The 14,494-nt window shown below is 68.3% G+C and carries 18 protein-coding genes; 5 read left to right on the top strand and 13 right to left on the bottom strand.

From position 1 onward, the window contains the following. Window positions 1-54: 54 nt before the first annotated feature. The 10 genes from AB5L52_RS08035 to AB5L52_RS08080 all read right to left on the bottom strand — a co-directional run bounded on the left by AB5L52_RS08035 (window position 55) and on the right by AB5L52_RS08080 (window position 5,704). A complete protein-coding gene (locus AB5L52_RS08035; RefSeq protein ID WP_369363119.1) occupies window positions 55-405 on the bottom strand; it encodes an ArsR/SmtB family transcription factor in 351 nt (116 codons plus the stop codon). 164 nt (window positions 406-569) lie between these two features. Beyond that, window positions 570-920, bottom strand: a complete 351-nt coding sequence (locus AB5L52_RS08040) for a zinc ribbon domain-containing protein YjdM (RefSeq protein ID WP_351025009.1) — start codon at window positions 918-920, stop codon at window positions 570-572. A 77-nt stretch (window positions 921-997) separates the two neighbouring features. Next, complete coding sequence (locus tag AB5L52_RS08045) at window positions 998-1,393, bottom strand: anti-sigma factor antagonist (protein WP_369363120.1); 396 nt, start codon at window positions 1,391-1,393, stop codon at window positions 998-1,000. Between the two features lie 47 nt (window positions 1,394-1,440). Further along, a complete protein-coding gene (locus AB5L52_RS08050; RefSeq protein WP_369363121.1) occupies window positions 1,441-1,866 on the bottom strand; it encodes an ATP-binding protein in 426 nt (141 codons plus the stop codon). Next, entirely contained in the window at window positions 1,863-2,276 is a 414-nt protein-coding gene (locus tag AB5L52_RS08055; protein WP_351563476.1) for a pyridoxamine 5'-phosphate oxidase family protein, read from the bottom strand. The genes AB5L52_RS08050 and AB5L52_RS08055 overlap by 4 nt, the downstream gene beginning before the upstream one ends. Beyond that, window positions 2,273-4,009 carry a SulP family inorganic anion transporter gene (locus AB5L52_RS08060; RefSeq protein ID WP_369363122.1) on the bottom strand — a complete coding sequence of 579 codons (1,737 nt, stop codon included), beginning with the start codon at window positions 4,007-4,009 and terminating at the stop codon, window positions 2,273-2,275. The genes AB5L52_RS08055 and AB5L52_RS08060 overlap by 4 nt, the downstream gene beginning before the upstream one ends. Next, window positions 4,006-4,347 carry a metalloregulator ArsR/SmtB family transcription factor gene (locus AB5L52_RS08065; RefSeq protein WP_351024996.1) on the bottom strand — a complete coding sequence of 114 codons (342 nt, stop codon included), beginning with the start codon at window positions 4,345-4,347 and terminating at the stop codon, window positions 4,006-4,008. The genes AB5L52_RS08060 and AB5L52_RS08065 overlap by 4 nt, the downstream gene beginning before the upstream one ends. Window positions 4,348-4,503: 156 nt before the next feature. Then, complete coding sequence (locus tag AB5L52_RS08070; protein WP_369363123.1) at window positions 4,504-4,722, bottom strand: hypothetical protein; 219 nt, start codon at window positions 4,720-4,722, stop codon at window positions 4,504-4,506. Between the two features lie 182 nt (window positions 4,723-4,904). Next, window positions 4,905-5,390 carry an EF-hand domain-containing protein gene (locus AB5L52_RS08075; RefSeq protein ID WP_369363124.1) on the bottom strand — a complete coding sequence of 162 codons (486 nt, stop codon included), beginning with the start codon at window positions 5,388-5,390 and terminating at the stop codon, window positions 4,905-4,907. 95 nt (window positions 5,391-5,485) lie between these two features. Then, complete coding sequence (locus tag AB5L52_RS08080) at window positions 5,486-5,704, bottom strand: hypothetical protein (RefSeq protein ID WP_369363125.1); 219 nt, start codon at window positions 5,702-5,704, stop codon at window positions 5,486-5,488. On the opposite strand from AB5L52_RS08080, the gene AB5L52_RS08085 reads away from it, so the two are divergent. The 3 genes from AB5L52_RS08085 to AB5L52_RS08095 all read left to right on the top strand — a co-directional run bounded on the left by AB5L52_RS08085 (window position 5,703) and on the right by AB5L52_RS08095 (window position 7,743). Continuing rightward, on the top strand, window positions 5,703-6,029 hold the full coding sequence (locus tag AB5L52_RS08085) for a hypothetical protein (protein ID WP_369363126.1): 327 nt from the start codon (window positions 5,703-5,705) through the stop codon (window positions 6,027-6,029). The two genes, AB5L52_RS08080 and AB5L52_RS08085, sit on opposite strands and share 2 nt — an antisense overlap. Then, a complete protein-coding gene (locus tag AB5L52_RS08090; protein ID WP_351024985.1) occupies window positions 5,999-6,214 on the top strand; it encodes a hypothetical protein in 216 nt (71 codons plus the stop codon). Before AB5L52_RS08085 ends, AB5L52_RS08090 begins: the two co-directional genes overlap by 31 nt. A gap of 320 nt (window positions 6,215-6,534) precedes the next feature. Beyond that, the gene (locus AB5L52_RS08095; RefSeq protein ID WP_369363127.1) at window positions 6,535-7,743 is read left to right on the top strand and encodes an Ig-like domain-containing protein; all 1,209 of its coding nucleotides are present in this window, start codon (window positions 6,535-6,537) and stop codon (window positions 7,741-7,743) included. Window positions 7,744-8,046: 303 nt separating this feature from the next. Here the strand turns inward: AB5L52_RS08095 and AB5L52_RS08100 are convergent, their stop codons facing one another. Beyond that, on the bottom strand, window positions 8,047-9,216 hold the full coding sequence (locus AB5L52_RS08100) for an AMP-binding protein (RefSeq protein WP_351024980.1): 1,170 nt from the start codon (window positions 9,214-9,216) through the stop codon (window positions 8,047-8,049). A gap of 211 nt (window positions 9,217-9,427) precedes the next feature. Here AB5L52_RS08100 and AB5L52_RS08105 point away from each other — a divergent pair, with 211 nt between their 5' ends. Next, entirely contained in the window at window positions 9,428-10,690 is a 1,263-nt protein-coding gene (locus AB5L52_RS08105) for an ATP-grasp domain-containing protein (protein WP_351024978.1), read from the top strand. Between the two features lie 42 nt (window positions 10,691-10,732). Here the strand turns inward: AB5L52_RS08105 and AB5L52_RS08110 are convergent, their stop codons facing one another. Together AB5L52_RS08110 and AB5L52_RS08115 are read right to left on the bottom strand one after the other, a co-directional pair. Then, window positions 10,733-12,154, bottom strand: a complete 1,422-nt coding sequence (locus tag AB5L52_RS08110; RefSeq protein WP_351024975.1) for a DHA2 family efflux MFS transporter permease subunit — start codon at window positions 12,152-12,154, stop codon at window positions 10,733-10,735. After that, the gene (locus tag AB5L52_RS08115) at window positions 12,151-12,960 is read right to left on the bottom strand and encodes an alpha/beta fold hydrolase (RefSeq protein ID WP_369363128.1); all 810 of its coding nucleotides are present in this window, start codon (window positions 12,958-12,960) and stop codon (window positions 12,151-12,153) included. The genes AB5L52_RS08110 and AB5L52_RS08115 overlap by 4 nt, the downstream gene beginning before the upstream one ends. A 628-nt stretch (window positions 12,961-13,588) precedes the next feature. Here AB5L52_RS08115 and AB5L52_RS08120 point away from each other — a divergent pair. Further along, window positions 13,589-14,470 carry a helix-turn-helix transcriptional regulator gene (locus AB5L52_RS08120; protein WP_351024971.1) on the top strand — a complete coding sequence of 294 codons (882 nt, stop codon included), beginning with the start codon at window positions 13,589-13,591 and terminating at the stop codon, window positions 14,468-14,470. The last annotated feature ends 24 nt before the right edge of the window (window positions 14,471-14,494 follow it).

Raw genomic sequence — 14,494 nt, forward strand, 5'->3', positions numbered from 1 at the left:
CCAACTCGCCGGAAGACGGCCGCCGATCACGAGCCGCCGCTCGCGCCCGGCCGCCTACGACGGCGGCTTCCCCTCGGACTGGGCCGCTCTGAGGTCGGCGAGGAGTTCCGCCTGCCCCGCCAGCACGCCGGACAGGATCGAGCGAGCCACCCGCAGCAGTTCCGCCACCTCGGGGCTGGCCAACGAGTAATAGACGTTCGACCCCTCCTTGCGGGTGCGCACCAGGTTCGCCCGCCGCAGCACGGCCAGCTGCTGGGACAGGTGCGCGGGCTCGATTCCCACCTCGGGCAGCATTTCGGCGACCGCGTGCTCGCGCTCGCTCAACAACTCCAGAACGCGGATGCGGGCCGGGTGGCCGAGCGTCTTGAAGAACTCGGCCTTCAGCTGGTACAGCGGCGCACTCACCGTGCCGTCCCCTCACCGGCACGGCACGACCTGTCCGGCCGGACCACTCGGCATCGCATCCACCCACTCGTCACGAACATGCGCCCCATCCTCGCGCGTGGCACCGGCAGAACCGAACCCGCACCAAGGAGCACGGTCGCCGAATTCAGTGATGAAGAGCCGATTCAGACCTTCTTCACCACGCTGGACTTCAGCTGCATGGCACCGAAGCCGTCGATCTTGCAGTCGATGTCGTGGCCGTCCACGCCGTCGACGAGACGGATGTTGCGCACCTTGGTGCCCGCCTTGATGCCGGTCGGGCTGCCCTTGACCTTGAGCGTCTTGACCACCGTCACGGTGTCACCGTCGGCGAGCACATTGCCGACCGCATCCCTGACGGCCTTGTCTGCGCCGGCGTCGGCGGATGCGTCGGTGGACGACCACTCGTGGCCGCATTCGGGACAGACGAGGAGTGCGCCCATCTCGTACGTGTACGCACTGGAGCACTCGGGGCAGGGGGGAAGCTTGTCACTCATGGGTTCAGTGTCTTTCTCTCAGTGAGCCGATACGTACGTCAAGCGAGCCGATCCGCGCTTCACAAGGGGAGCATGTGTCAGGCGGGCCAGCCGTCGGTGCGCCACTCCTGCTGGCTCTCTGCAGGAGCCGACGGGCCTCGGCCGTGGGCGGCGAGGGCGGCGGTCAGGTCGCAGTGGACGGGGATGTCCGGGCAGTCGCCGGCCGGGACCAGTGAGCCGTCGGCGGGGATGGCGGCCAGCTCCAGGCTACGGCCGGATTCGGCGAGGCGGCGCGCGGCCTCGGTGATGGCCAGCTGGCCTTCGGCGGACCAGCTGCGCAGCTCGGTCAGGTCGAGGACGACCGGCCCGGTGCCGCGGGCGACGACCCAGCCGATCGCACCGCTGAAACGGCGGACCGCCTCCGGGCCGAGATATCCGGCGACGGAGAGGATGCCGAGATCCTGCTCGATGGTGTAGCGCCAGTCGATGGTCATACGGGGGGAACTTCCTTGTGCAATGGCGGGGTGAGGCCGGGGCCTGATCACAGGGGCAGGGTGATCCAGATGCTTTTGCCCTTGCCGTCGGGGTCCGCGCGGACGACCGCGGTGCCGCCCAGGCCGAGTACGAGCTCCATCACGGTGCCCAGGCCGCCGCTGCCCGTTCCGGCGACCGCGCCGTACAAGGGCGGCTGGTAGGGGTGGCGGTCGTGGACGGCGAAGACGAAGCAGTCCGGGCCGGCCGCGTAGAAGACCGTGATCTTGGGGGAAAGGACGGCGGCGTGCCGGACGCTGTTGGCGACCAGCTCGCTCAGGATCAGCAGCGCCGGATCAACGGTGGAGTGCCGCAGCCCGATGCCCCATTCCACCAGGGTCTGCTCGGCGGTCTCCCGGGCCACTCGGACCGCGGCCGGGATGGTGGGCAGGGTGAGCATGTGGTGGTGTGGCAGTGCTTCCAGTTGTGTGGTCATCGCTTGTCCGTTCCCCGGATGAGGCGGAATCCGGTGACCGTCTGCGGGTGGATGCGGACGACGGTGTCGTGCGGGCCGTGGGCCCAGCCGGCGAGTGTGCGCCGGTAGTGGGCGGCCTCGTCCGGATCACTGATCACCTCGGCCGGTCCGGAAGCGGTCACCGTCCAGCCGGTGCCGGTCGCGGCCTGGACCGCGTCGGCGTGATAGGCCGCGGTCAGCGGAACGACAGCCGGCTGAACCGGCGTGCGCACGACCAGCCGGCCGTACTCCCACACATGCCGAGCGGGCCGTACGACGGTCGCCTCACGCTGCACGAACACCAGCCGCCCCAGCTCCGCCCCTTCCAGCAGCCACAGTGCTTCCGCACCGGAGACCTCGACCATGCGCAGGGTGCTGGAGGACGTGCTCATCGGACTGATTCCTCGCTGGTGTCGGTGTGCTTCGGGCTCGTCTTCTGCGCGGGAACGGCGGACAGGACTCCGGCCAGCTCCAGGTGAGCGCGGGCGGCGCTGATCGCCTCCGGTGTCGTCGCATACTCCCGGCCCCCGTGCCGCAGCAGCTCCAGCGCGCCGACGGAGTCGAGGACCTGCCGCTGACCGGGACGTATCCCCGAGGCCAGGACGACGGTGCCGCGACGGTTCAGCTTCTCCACGGCGTCCTTCAGGACGAGGGCACCGGTGGCGTCCATCGTGGACACCCGCGACATCCGCAACACGACCACCCGTACGTCCGCGACCTCGGTCAGCTCCAGCAGGAAGCGGTGCGCGGCGGCGAAGAACAGCGGCCCGTCGATGCGGTAGGCGACGATGTGCTCGGCGAGCAGTGCGTGCTCCTCGGCCGTGTGGTCGCCGTGGTCGAGCGGCATCTGGTCCAGGCGGGCCTGCTTGGCCACCGCACGCAGCGCGAGGGCGCCCGCGACGACCAGCCCGATGATCACCGCGTAGACGAGATCAAGGGCGAGGGTCGCGACCGCGGTGAGGACAAGTATCGCGGCGTCGGACCGCGTGGCCTTCGCCATCGCCCTCAGCGAGCCGACCTCGACCATGCGGATCGCGGTGGCCAGCAGGACGCCGGCCAGTGCAGCGAGCGGGATCTTCGACACCAGGGGTGCCGCCGCGAAGACGATCACGGCGAGAACGGCGGCGTGGGTGAGGGCGGCCAGCCGGGAGCCGGCGCCCGTGCGGACGTTGACGGCCGTGCGGGCGATCGCGCCGGTGGCCGGGACGCCGCCGAACAGCGGGGCGGCGATGTTGGCCAGGCCCTGGCCGAGCAGCTCCCGGTCCGGGTCGTGCCGCTGCCCCACGGTCATCGCGTCGGCGGCGGCCGCGGACATCAGCGACTCCAGCGCGGCCAGCGCGGCCACCGCCACCGCCGGGGCGAGCAGCGAACCGAGCGAGCCGAGGTGGAGGAAGGACAGGGAGGGCGCGGGAAGTCCCGCGGGCAGATCACCGATCGGCTTCACGTCCAGGTGGGCGGCCTGGACCACGGCCGTGGCGGCGATCACGGCGACGATGGAGAACGGCACGGTCGGCCGCCACCGCGCCCCGGCCAGCATCAGCACGACCACGGCGCCCGCGAGCCCGAAGGCGGTCCAGTGCGGGGACTTCACGAACTCCTCGACCGCGTGCCAGGTGACGACGAGCACCTTGTCGCCCTCGGGCCTGGGCACGCCCAGAGCGTTCGGCACCTGCTGGAGCCCGATCACACCGGCGATGCCGAGGGTGAAGCCCTCGATCACCGGTGCCGGCACGTACTGCATGTAGCGCCCGGCCCTGAGCGCGGCGAGGACGACGAGCATCGCCCCCGCCATCAGACCCACCGTGAGAACGGCGGTCGCACCGTACTGGGCGACGATCGGCACCAGCACCACCGTCATTGCGCCGGTCGGCCCCGAGACCTGCAGATTCGAGCCGCCGAAGACCGCCGCCAGCGCACCGGCCACCACCGCGGTCGCCAGGCCCGCCTCCGCGCCCAGGCCCGAGGAGACGCCGAAGCCGAGGGCGAGCGGCAGCGCCACGATCGCCACGGTAAGCCCCGCGAGCAGATCCCGGCGCGGATCACGCCGTACCTGCGCCAGATCGGAGCGGGAGGGCAGCATCGAGGTGATCCGGGCCCGAACCGTCTGGACGACAATGCTGCTCATCGGGCGGCGACCTCGGCTTCCCGCAGCTCGGCCAGCAGCTCGTTCCGCCCGGCGAGCATCTCGGTCAGGATCCGCCGCGCGGCCCTCATCAGGTCCGCGACGTCACCGCCGGCCAGCTCGTAGACGACGGTCGAGCCCTCACGAGCAGACGTGACGATCCCCGAGCGGCGCAGCACCGCCAGCTGCTGCGACAGGCTCGACGGCTCCACCTCGATCGCGGCCAGCAGCTCCCGCACCGGCATCGGCCCGTCCTGCAACAGCTCCAGCACCCGTATCCGTACGGGATGCCCCAGCATCCGGAAGAACTCCGCCTTCGCCTGGTACAGCGGAACCGACACGACCCCTCAGCTTCCTTCGCACAGCCCCGCCCAGGGCGAGACACACAGAAGCTGCACTCGTGGCCACATGCGAGCACAGCGGACTCAGCATCTAACCAATTGCGAAATTTAGCAATTCCACTATCCTAATTAGGCCGATTTGTCATGATCGGGGAGCTACCCGCTGTTGGGCCAGTCGTACGGTCCGCCACCGCGCCAGTCGATCAGCTCGGGGTCGTCGATGGTGGTGTCAGCGGCAGGCAGGCCCTCCTGGTGCAGGAATTCGAGCACGTCGAAAAGGTTGTAGGCAGTGCCCACGGACTCACCGCGGATCGTCACCCGCCGTCCGCCGTCCTGCGCGGGCGGGAACACCACCACCGGAGGCCGCCCGTCCATGACACCAGCATGCCCCGCAAACGGGCCGGCAGGCAGCTCCGCACCATGGAATACAGAGCAGCAGACGAGTCGGGCCTGCCGTCCACCCAGTCGTGGACCGCGGTGACCGCCGGGTCACGGGTGTCGGCGGGGGCTCGGCGGCGGACGATGCCTTCGAGCGGCCCACGGCACGCTGTCTACGGCTATCGGGGCCCAAGGGGACCGAGCAGCTCGCTGCTGCCGGCCTGCGGATCGGTGCTGGTGTTGTACTCAAGGGTCGCTTCGATCATCTCGTCGATGGTCAAGGAGCCGTCCTGGTCCACGTCAAGCCTGGCGAACGCCCTCTCGGCATCGGTTGCCGAGACGCCGAAAGCCCGGAAGATGCCCCGGTGTTCGGCCATGCTCACCTTGCCGTCTCCGTCACGGTCCATCGCCTCGAACAGGCGCCTTCGCAGCTCCTCCCGTTTCCGGGTGTGCGCGGCGACGGCGCCGGCCCGGGCCGCTTCGAGCTTGTCCGTGATGAATTCATCGAGGGAGATGCGCTGGTCGCCGTCGACGCCCATGCGCGCGGCCATGTCCTCCCACACCTCCTGGAAGACGGCGGTGACAGCGGCCGCGCCCTGTGAACCCGGCGCCAAGAGGCTGTCGTTGATTTTTTCCGCGAGGGTCTGGAATTCTCCCTCCTTCATTCCTCTCTGGACCGCGTCGCACGCCGCAGGATTACGGGAGATGCCCCGTTCGGGCGTTACCCGCCCGCGGTGCTGGGCGGCCCGTGGCGAGGACTTCAGCGCGAGGCTTCGGCTCCGCCGCCGCTGCGGACACGTTCAAGGACCTCCTGGTGGAGGGCGGCGAGCCCGGCGGGCGGAATCGGGGAGAGGCTGCCGGTGAGGGTGTACCACTCGTCGGCTTGCGCGTACTGGATGGCGACGTGGGCACGCCCGTCTGCGAGGGCCTTGGTGGCGACGGTCAGTTCGCCCGTGATGACGCCGACTTCTTCAGTCATGGCACCGCCAGGTCCAGCGGTGTGCCTGGCCGGCTTCCTCCCGGCCGTCGCCACCCCTGCCTCCGCGGCCCCTCTGTCCCACCGCAGTGCACCGGCGCTGCATCGAGATCTGCCGGAGCCACCGACTGCCGACGTCGCCCTCAAGGAGCTTGGCGAGCTCAAGGTCGAGGCCCCCTACGAGGCGCCCGGCTACACGCGGGCCAAGTTCCCCCACTGGGCCAAGGTGTACGGGCAAGGCGACACCCGTGAAGTCGTGCTCTCGCGTGACGGACAAGACGTCACCCAGGACTCCATGTGGCCAATGATCTCGATCACTCGCAGCTGATCGCCGTCTCCGCTGGATCGAACCGCTCGAAGGGCGACCAATCCCCGGACGAATGGGCGCCGTCGAACGAGGACTACTGGTGCACCTACTCACGGGCCTGGACCGACATCAAGTACGTGTACGGGCCGGGCATCACGACCGATGAGAAGACGAAGCTCGTCAAGATGCTCAGCACCTGCGACTGACGCCGCGGGTACCGGCTCCGGTGCTGCGACCGTGTGGGCGCAGCGCCGGGGCCAGGACGCCGCCCGGAGACCCCGCCATGGCCTGCACTGAGCAGCAAAAGCAGATCGACAACGCGCCGCCCGGCCCTCGAGCACAGCCTCGGTGTCGCTCTCGCGATGCGTGGAATTCGCCACAATTCACTCCCTTCAGGAGGGATGAATGCGTAAAAGTGGTTCTTTGCTGCTGGTTGCCGCTGCTGCGGTGACCAGCTCCAGGGATTCAATGACCAGCGGCATGGGAGCAGCGTTTGATCACGGTAGGTAAGCGACATACCAGGCTGATGGCTACGGCCGGCGTACTCGGCGGCGTCCTCACGCTCACTGCCCTTGGCGGCACCAGCAACGCCGCCACCAGCGGAAACGGCGCCGGGGATCACTCGAAGCCGCAGGCGCGGGGAGGCCAGGTGGGCGCCCAGGACGCTTCCGACGCCCGAATAAGGATCACGCCTGGGCAAGGTGCCTACGACGTCGGGATCAACCGCCCCGTGAAGGTCACCGTCAGCAACGGCAAGCTCACCAAGGTGACCATGACGGCCGTCGCGACCGGCGCCGAGATTCCGGGCACCCTGTCCGCAGACGGCACGTCCTGGCAGTCGAACGGCCGACTGGAGCGAGCCACCCGATATCAGGTCGCCGCGGAGGGCGAGGACGCCAAGGGCCGCTCCGCCACCGGGAACGCCACGATCACCACGGTCTCCCCGGCCAACGACTTCATCGGGCACCTCTCCCCCGAGGACGGCTCGATCGTCGGCGTGGGCATGCCGGTGACGGTCTCCTTCGACAGAGCGATCAGCGACAAGGCCGCAGTGGAGTCGGAGATCCAGGTCAGCTCCAGCAGCGGGCAGCGGGTCGTCGGTCACTGGTTCAACGACGACCGTCTGGACTTCCGCCCCGAGAGCTACTGGAAGCCCGGCTCCACCGTCACCGTCAAGCTCACCCGCAACGGCATCCAGAAGACGGTCACGTTCAAGATCGGCCGGAGCCAGATCAGCACGGTCGACGTCAGGACGAAGCAGATGACCGTCGTACGGGACGGCAAGACGATCAGGACCATTCCGATCTCGTCCGGCAGCCCCGAGCACCCGACGTACAACGGTCGGATGGTCATCTCCGAGAAGTTCCGGCAGATCCATATGAACGGTGCGAGCGTCGGCCTCACGAAGCAGGACGGCAAGCCCGCGTACGACATCAATGACGTACCGCACGCCATGCGCCTGACCGACTCGGGCACGTTCATCCACGGCAACTACTGGGGTGGCGACTCGATCTTCGGCAAGGTCAACACCAGCCACGGCTGCGTGGGCCTGCCGGACGTCAAGGGCGGCGGCGACGGCAAGCAGCCCGCCGCGTGGTTCTTCGACAACTCGATGATCGGTGACGTCGTGATGGTCAAGAACTCCGCGGACAAGACCATGTTGGCCCCGGACAACGGCCTCAGCGACTGGAACATGCCGTGGACCGAGTGGACCGCGGGCAGCGCGACCAGCTGACACCGCGTCACTCCGCGCATACGAACCTGAATCCCTTCCGCCAGGCGGCGGCCGACTCCATGCCGGTCGCCGCCTGCGGCGTCAGAGCACTCGAACAGCCCTCGCCCCGGGGAGTCTCCCCCGCCGATGCCTGGCAGCGGCTGTCCTGCGGCGACGGTACGAAAGGCCCGCGGGCCTACGGCTGGGCCGCGGCCGAACCGCCCGCCGAGGAGGTCCGCCGCCATGTCGGCTGGTGCCGACGTAATCCCCCGGCTCACCATGGCGGAGATCCGACGACTCGGGGACACACTCCTGCCCCGCGTGCTAGGAACCGCTTCCCAGTGCGTCCTGCCACACCGCGGTCGGCGTCTTGTTCGTCCTCGTGATGCGGCGCAACCGGTCGACCCGGCGGGCGGAGATCGCCTCGGGGTGCTGGCTGTCGACGGTGCCGAGTCGCACGTGACTCCCCGTCAGCCAGCTCCGGACGGCTTCCGGGGCAGCCGTGCCGGTGTATTCGACGGTCATCGAACGCGCCGAGTCGGCCATGTCGGTGTCGCGAACCAACACGAGCTGGGCGTCCACGACGTCCGGGCAGTGCCGGGCGCGGTCGACGATGTCGGCGATGTTGACATAGTTGCCGAGCAGGCTGAAACCGTCGTCAGCACGCCCCAGGACCCGAAACGCGTCCCCGCGTCCGCAGCGGCACTCCGCTGCCTCGATGCGGTCACCGAGGCGATAACGAACGACGGGCACGGTCCATCCATCGCCGGCCCGGGTCAGCAAGGCACCCGCGTCTTCCAACTCGAAGATCTGGTCCGCGAGCAGATGGAGCGTCGTCTCGTCGCACTCCGGCCGGTTGGACCCCATCGCCCAGGTCTCGACCGAGCCATAGATGCCCCACAGCCGCACATCGGGAAAGGCTTGCCGAACCAGCTCCCGCTTGGCCTCCGTCCATGCCTCGCCCATCCAGATGATGGTCTTGACCGGCGGCTTCACGCCAGTCTTGAGCACGGTCTCGGCGAAGTCGGCGAGAACGGACGGAACGCTGGCCAGCGCGCTGACGCCGACCTCGCGGAGCATCGGAAGCCGGAGCTCGAGTTCCTCGGCCGTCATCGGCCCCGAGGGAATCACCGTGGATTCGGTACGCTCGGCGAGCTTCTGGACGAAATAGTGGGTACCCCACATGCGGCCCGCGTCGTAGAGGTTGAGCACGACATCGCCGATGCCCAACGGGCTCCAGACCGGCAGGAGTCGGTCAAAGGCCATGTGGTGGGGCAGGTATGTCAGCTTCGGGGTGCCCGTGGTGCCGCCGCTGGAGACGAGCACGCTGCCGTCACGTTCGGCCGCCGCCCTGGTCGTCGCCGTTATCTCGGCAGGACCGCAGATCTCCAGGTCGGAAAGCTCTTTTGCCCCGTCGGGGACTGCCTTCCCGCCGGACGAAGCGATCATCCGGGCGTGCGCGAGCAGAATCTCCCGGTCGATGGTTCCGATCATGATTCTCCTGGCAAATCGATGAAGGGACACGGTCACGCGCGAAATACGCTGTTGATTCACTCGAATAATTCGCACACCGTGTGGCACTGGGTCAAATTGATCCTATGCAACCTGCGACGGAGCGGTCCAATAATGATTTTTGATCGGTCGATAACAACTCCTGCAAGTAATCGCCATTGTCGACGTACTGTTGTGTATGGAAAATAGCGGGATGAATACTAAGACCGTCGTGCTCGTGGGAGTCCCGTGGAGCGTCCACGAACTGGACGACGCCGTCCGTGACGCGGCCACCCTCGGCGCCTCGCTCCTCGTCGTCGACACGCCCGAGTCCCTCGCGCAGATCGGCGAACAGACCGCCGTGCAGACCCGGACCGTCAAAGCCCTCGACCCGTTGCTCATCGCCGACTGCGTGCGCGACACCGAGCCGGCGACCGTCCTTGCCATCACCGAGTTCTCCATGGAGCTGGCCGCGGCCGTGCGCGAGCAACTCGGCATCCCCGGCACGCCGTCCGCCGTCGAGGCCCGCGTCCTGGACAAGGCGGAGACCCGCGAAGTACTGCGCGAGCACGGGCTCACCCAGGTTGGTTTTCACCGGAGTTCGCTGCTCTTCCCCGAGGACCTGCTCGGCGGCCTGGAGCCGCCGGTGGTGGTCAAGCCGCGATCGTTCAGCGGCAGCCACGGCGTGACATTCGTCGCCGACCATTCCGAGCTGGCCCGCGTCTTCGACCCGTACGACCTGGCCGAGAGCAATCGTGACGAGCGTGACGCCCGGGTGGCTCACCTGGCCGGGGACCACCGTACGCACGAGGTCATCGTCGAGGAGTACGTGCCGGGCACCGAGATCAGCGCCGAGGGACTCGTCGTCGACGGTCGGCTCACGCTGTTCAGCCTGACCGACAAGGTCAACACCGGCATGCCGCACTTCGAAGAAGTCGGCCACATGGTGCCCAGCAAGCACACGCAGGAGCGGGGCGCGCAGGTCGAGGAGTATCTGCAGGCCGTCGTGTCGGCGCTGGGCTTCGTCACCTCGCCGATGCACGCCGAGATCAAGCTGCTCGACGACCGGATCGAGCTCGTCGAGATCCACACCCGCTACCCCGGCGACCGCGTCGTCGAGCTGCTCCAGTCGGCGTACGAGATACGTCCGTACGAGGCGTACTTCGACGCGATGCTCAACGGCCGGGCGCCGCGCCGGCCCCGGCCGACCGGCCACCACTACGGCGTGGGCTTCTTCAACGGCCCGACGGACGCTCCCTTCACCTGGCCGTCGTACGCCTTCCCGCACCCCGAGGCCGTCGTCTCGATCGACCTGGACCGTCGCCGGGCTCCGAAGGTCTTCGAGTACGAAGGTCTGCGCATCCGGTACTGGCGAGCGGGCCATGCCCTGTTCGCGGCCGAAGAACACGCCTCCGTCCACGAGAACATCAGCTTCCTCCTCCACAACACGCCCGGACAGAACGGTTCCGGAAGCTAGTGCCCCAACAGGCACTGGCCCGACCCCATGCGAGAGGAGTCCTCAGGTCGGTCGCCGCGAGTCCGACGGTACCGGCCGTGCGTGCACGGCCGGCTCGGCCGCCTCGCGCGGCAGCGCCAGGCAGGCTACGGCGCCGAGCGCGAGCGCCGCGATCGGCAGGACCGTGGCCGCGCGCATCGCCGCACCGCTGCCACCCGCCACCGACCGCAGATCCTGCATCAGCGCCACGACGCCCGCGGTGAAGACCATCGCCCCCAGCTGTCGCGTCGTTTCCAGGATCCCGGAGGCCGCACCCGTCAATGCCTGGGGGACGTCGCGCATGGCGACCGTCGTCCTCGGCGCGATCGAGCAGCCGTTGCCCATGCCGACGACAGCCATCGGGGCCAGGAAGGCCGTCCAGTGCACCGAGCCCGTCATCAGCAACGCGGTCCACAGGATGCCGACACCCTGTACGACCATGCCGGTCAGCAGGATGTACCGGCCCTCGATCCGGTCGGCCAGCCGGCCGGCGAAGAGGGCGATCAGCATGGACATCGCCGAGGCCGGTGCCAGGAGCAGCCCTGCCCGGAAGGCGCTCAGGCCCAGTTCCGACTGGAAGTACAGCGCGGCCACCACCGTGATGGCGAAGGTGGCTCCGGTGATCGAGGCGGCGATCCCGAGCGTCACGGTGTAGCTGCGGATCCGCAAGAGGGCAAAGGGCACCAGCGGATCACTGTCCTGGCGATGTCGCTGGCGGACGGTGAAGCCTGTGCCGAAGAGCGCGGCTGCCACCAGCAGTGCCCAGACGAGGGGGCCCCAGTGGTGATCCGCGCCGTTGGTCACGGCGTAGGCGAAGCAGGCGAGGGCCACCGAGGCGATACCGACGCCGAGCAGGTCCAGGGTGTGCTGCCGGCCCGTCCGCAGGTCCGGGACGATCGTCAGGCCCGCCACCACGACGAGCACGCCGATCGGCAGGTTGATGAGGAAGATCCACCGCCAGCCGGCCGCGTTGATCAACAGACCGCCGAGAGAAGGGCCGAGCACCGAGGCCACCCCGCCGATGGCGCCCCACACCCCCAGTGCCGTACCGCGCCGCTCGCGCGGGAAGGCGGCCACGATCAGGGTCAGGCTCTGCGGCATGAGCAGCGCGGCACCGGCACCCTGCAGCACCCGGGCGCCGACCAGGATGCCGGGTACCGTCGCGAGCCCGCACAGCAGGCTCGCGACGGTGAAGAGCAGGATGCCCACGACGAATACCTGACGCGGGCCGTAGCGGTCGCCCAAGCGGCCCGCGGTGATCAACAGTACGGTGATGGTGATGATGTAGCTGTTCAGCGACCACAGCACCTGAGGGAGCGTGGCGTGCATCGAGTCGATGATGCTGGGGATCGCGATGGTGACCATCGTCGAGTCCAGCAAGGTCATGAAGTAGCCCAGGGACAACACGACCAGCGTTGCCCAAGGGTTGCCGCGCAGCCGACTCACGCGCCCGCCGTCCCGTCCACGAAGTCGCGGAGCACGTGGACGAAGCGGTCCGGTTCCTCGAGGAAGGGAGCGTGGCCACTCCGCGCGAACATCTCCAGCCGGGCATCGGGGAACGCACCCAGCAGCCATTTGCCGACCTCGGTGGGAAAGATGCGGCTTTTCGCCCCGTGCAGCAGCAACGTCGGCAGCGTCAGCGCACCGATCCGCTCGCGCCAGTCCTGGGCGAGGACCCCGCTCCACAGGGCCAGCAGCGCCAGCCGCGACGTCTTCAGCGATTCGGCCAACAACGGCTGCAGTGCGCCGGGTTCGGGCTCGCTCCCGGAGGCGAAGCAGTTCTCGATCAAGGCGGTGAGGTAGGTGTCCGGGTCGGTCCACTGCTGTTGGGTCGCCTGCAGGGCGCCGACCGCGTCCAGACCACCGAACGCCGCGTGCTCCCAGCCCTCCTCCCGCAGCAAGTGTGGCGACATCTCCACCGAGACCAGCCGGGAGACCCGGTCGGTCCCATACCGGTCGAGGTAGTTGTAGGTGACGGTCGCGCCGAGCGACCAGCCGACGAGCGTGACATCGTGCAGGTCGAGGTGCTCGATGACCTGCGCCAGGTCGGCCGCGGCGTCCTCGATGGTCCAGCCGAGCGGAGGTTCCGGGCTGGCCCCATGCCCGCGCAGGTCCACGGTGACAACGTCGTAGTCGGGACCGAGGCCGGCCGCCACCGGCGCGAAACAGTGCGAGGTCATTCCCAGGCCCGGGACGAACAACACGGTCGGACCGGCACCGGGACGCCGGACATGATGAATCACTTCGAGCATGGTGAGAGCTCCAATCGATCCCCCCGGGTACGATGATCAAAATATACGGCCAGTCCGCGAAATTACACTCCGGCAGATGATCAAACTTTCTTATATGCGACCGCCACGCAATCGCATGTCCCGAAGCGCCGATAAACGAATTTTATAGACGCAGGTCACCGCACAATGCGCACCGCGCGAAGACACCAGAAGACCTTGCCCAAGATGACAAGAATCGGAGAGTTTCTGCCGCGAGAATCATTAACGGGCGGGGATTACCGGCTGAGCCTGGATTTGCCAGGTGGATTCCGTGGGGCTGGACAGGCAGGGTCACGGCCCGGGTGACCGACGATGCGCGCCCCGCCCCCGTGCCAGAGTCGCCCGCTGCCAGGCGCTCGGCTCCCTCCACCACCTGCCATCGGCCCCTGCCCAGCACGACACGCGAGCCACGCCAAGATCACGTCAGACCTGACGTAGTCCTACTAGGCTCAGTCACCCCTACTCCAAAGGAGTGAATGTGGCCGTCACGCGCAACCGGCAAGCCCTTGGCATCAGAGCCTCCCTGGGCTTAGGACTCGCCCGCGAGGTGATGATCGCCAAAACGGTATCAGGGTGGGTGTCTTGTGACCTGCGCAGGGGGGTCTAGTCGATGCGGGAGAACACCGAGTCGACCACGCGGGAGGCCCTGGCCGATTTCCTGCGCCGGAGACGTGACGCGTTGTCACCAGAGGTGGTCGGGCTGCAGACCGGTCAACGGCGCCGGACACCGGGACTGCGCCGGGACGAGGTGGCGCGCCTGGCGAACATATCGACGACCTACTACGAACGGCTGGAACAGGGCCGTGCACCACAGCCGTCGGCCGCCATACTCGCCGGGCTGGCCCGCGCGTTGCGGCTGGACCCGGACGAGCGTGCCTACCTGTACCTGCTGGCCGGGCGCGCCGAGCCCGCAGTGGCAGTGGCGAAACCGGACGGCGTCGTCGATCCCGAACTGCTGTCGGTCATGCGGGCGATGGCGGCGACGTCCCCGGCGTTCGTCGTGGACGACCTCGCCACCATCGTGGCGCAGAACGGTTTGCACGCAACGCTGTTCGGCGCCGCCGTCGGCCTGCCCGGCTGGGAAGGAAACATGTTCTGGTGCTGGTTCGGTTCGGGCCGCTGGCGGCGCTCGATGCTGAACTCGCCGGAGCACCAGGAGGCCATCGGCCGTAATTACGTCGCCTACCTGCGCGTCATCGTGGCTGAGCGCGGCCACGACGCGGCCGCGGCAGCGCTGGTGGCCGATCTGTACATGGCGAGCGCTGAATTCTCGCGGATGTGGGACGAGCACCAGGTCTCCCGGGAGCCTTCTCCGGCCGTGAGTGTGCTGGTCGACGGCGTCGGCCGCCTGGACTTCGACCACGCGCTGATGATGAGTTCGCGGTCACGGCAGCGTCTGTTCTCACTTCACGCGGTTCCGGGCACACCCACCCAACAGCGGTTGACCAGGCTTTCAAACGTGCCGGGCGGTGCCGTATCCACGTATCGATAGTGCGTGGCTCAGTCGCGCGATCGA

This window comes from Streptomyces sp. CG4, from assembly GCF_041080655.1.
Taxonomy (GTDB): Bacteria; Actinomycetota; Actinomycetes; order Streptomycetales; family Streptomycetaceae; genus Streptomyces.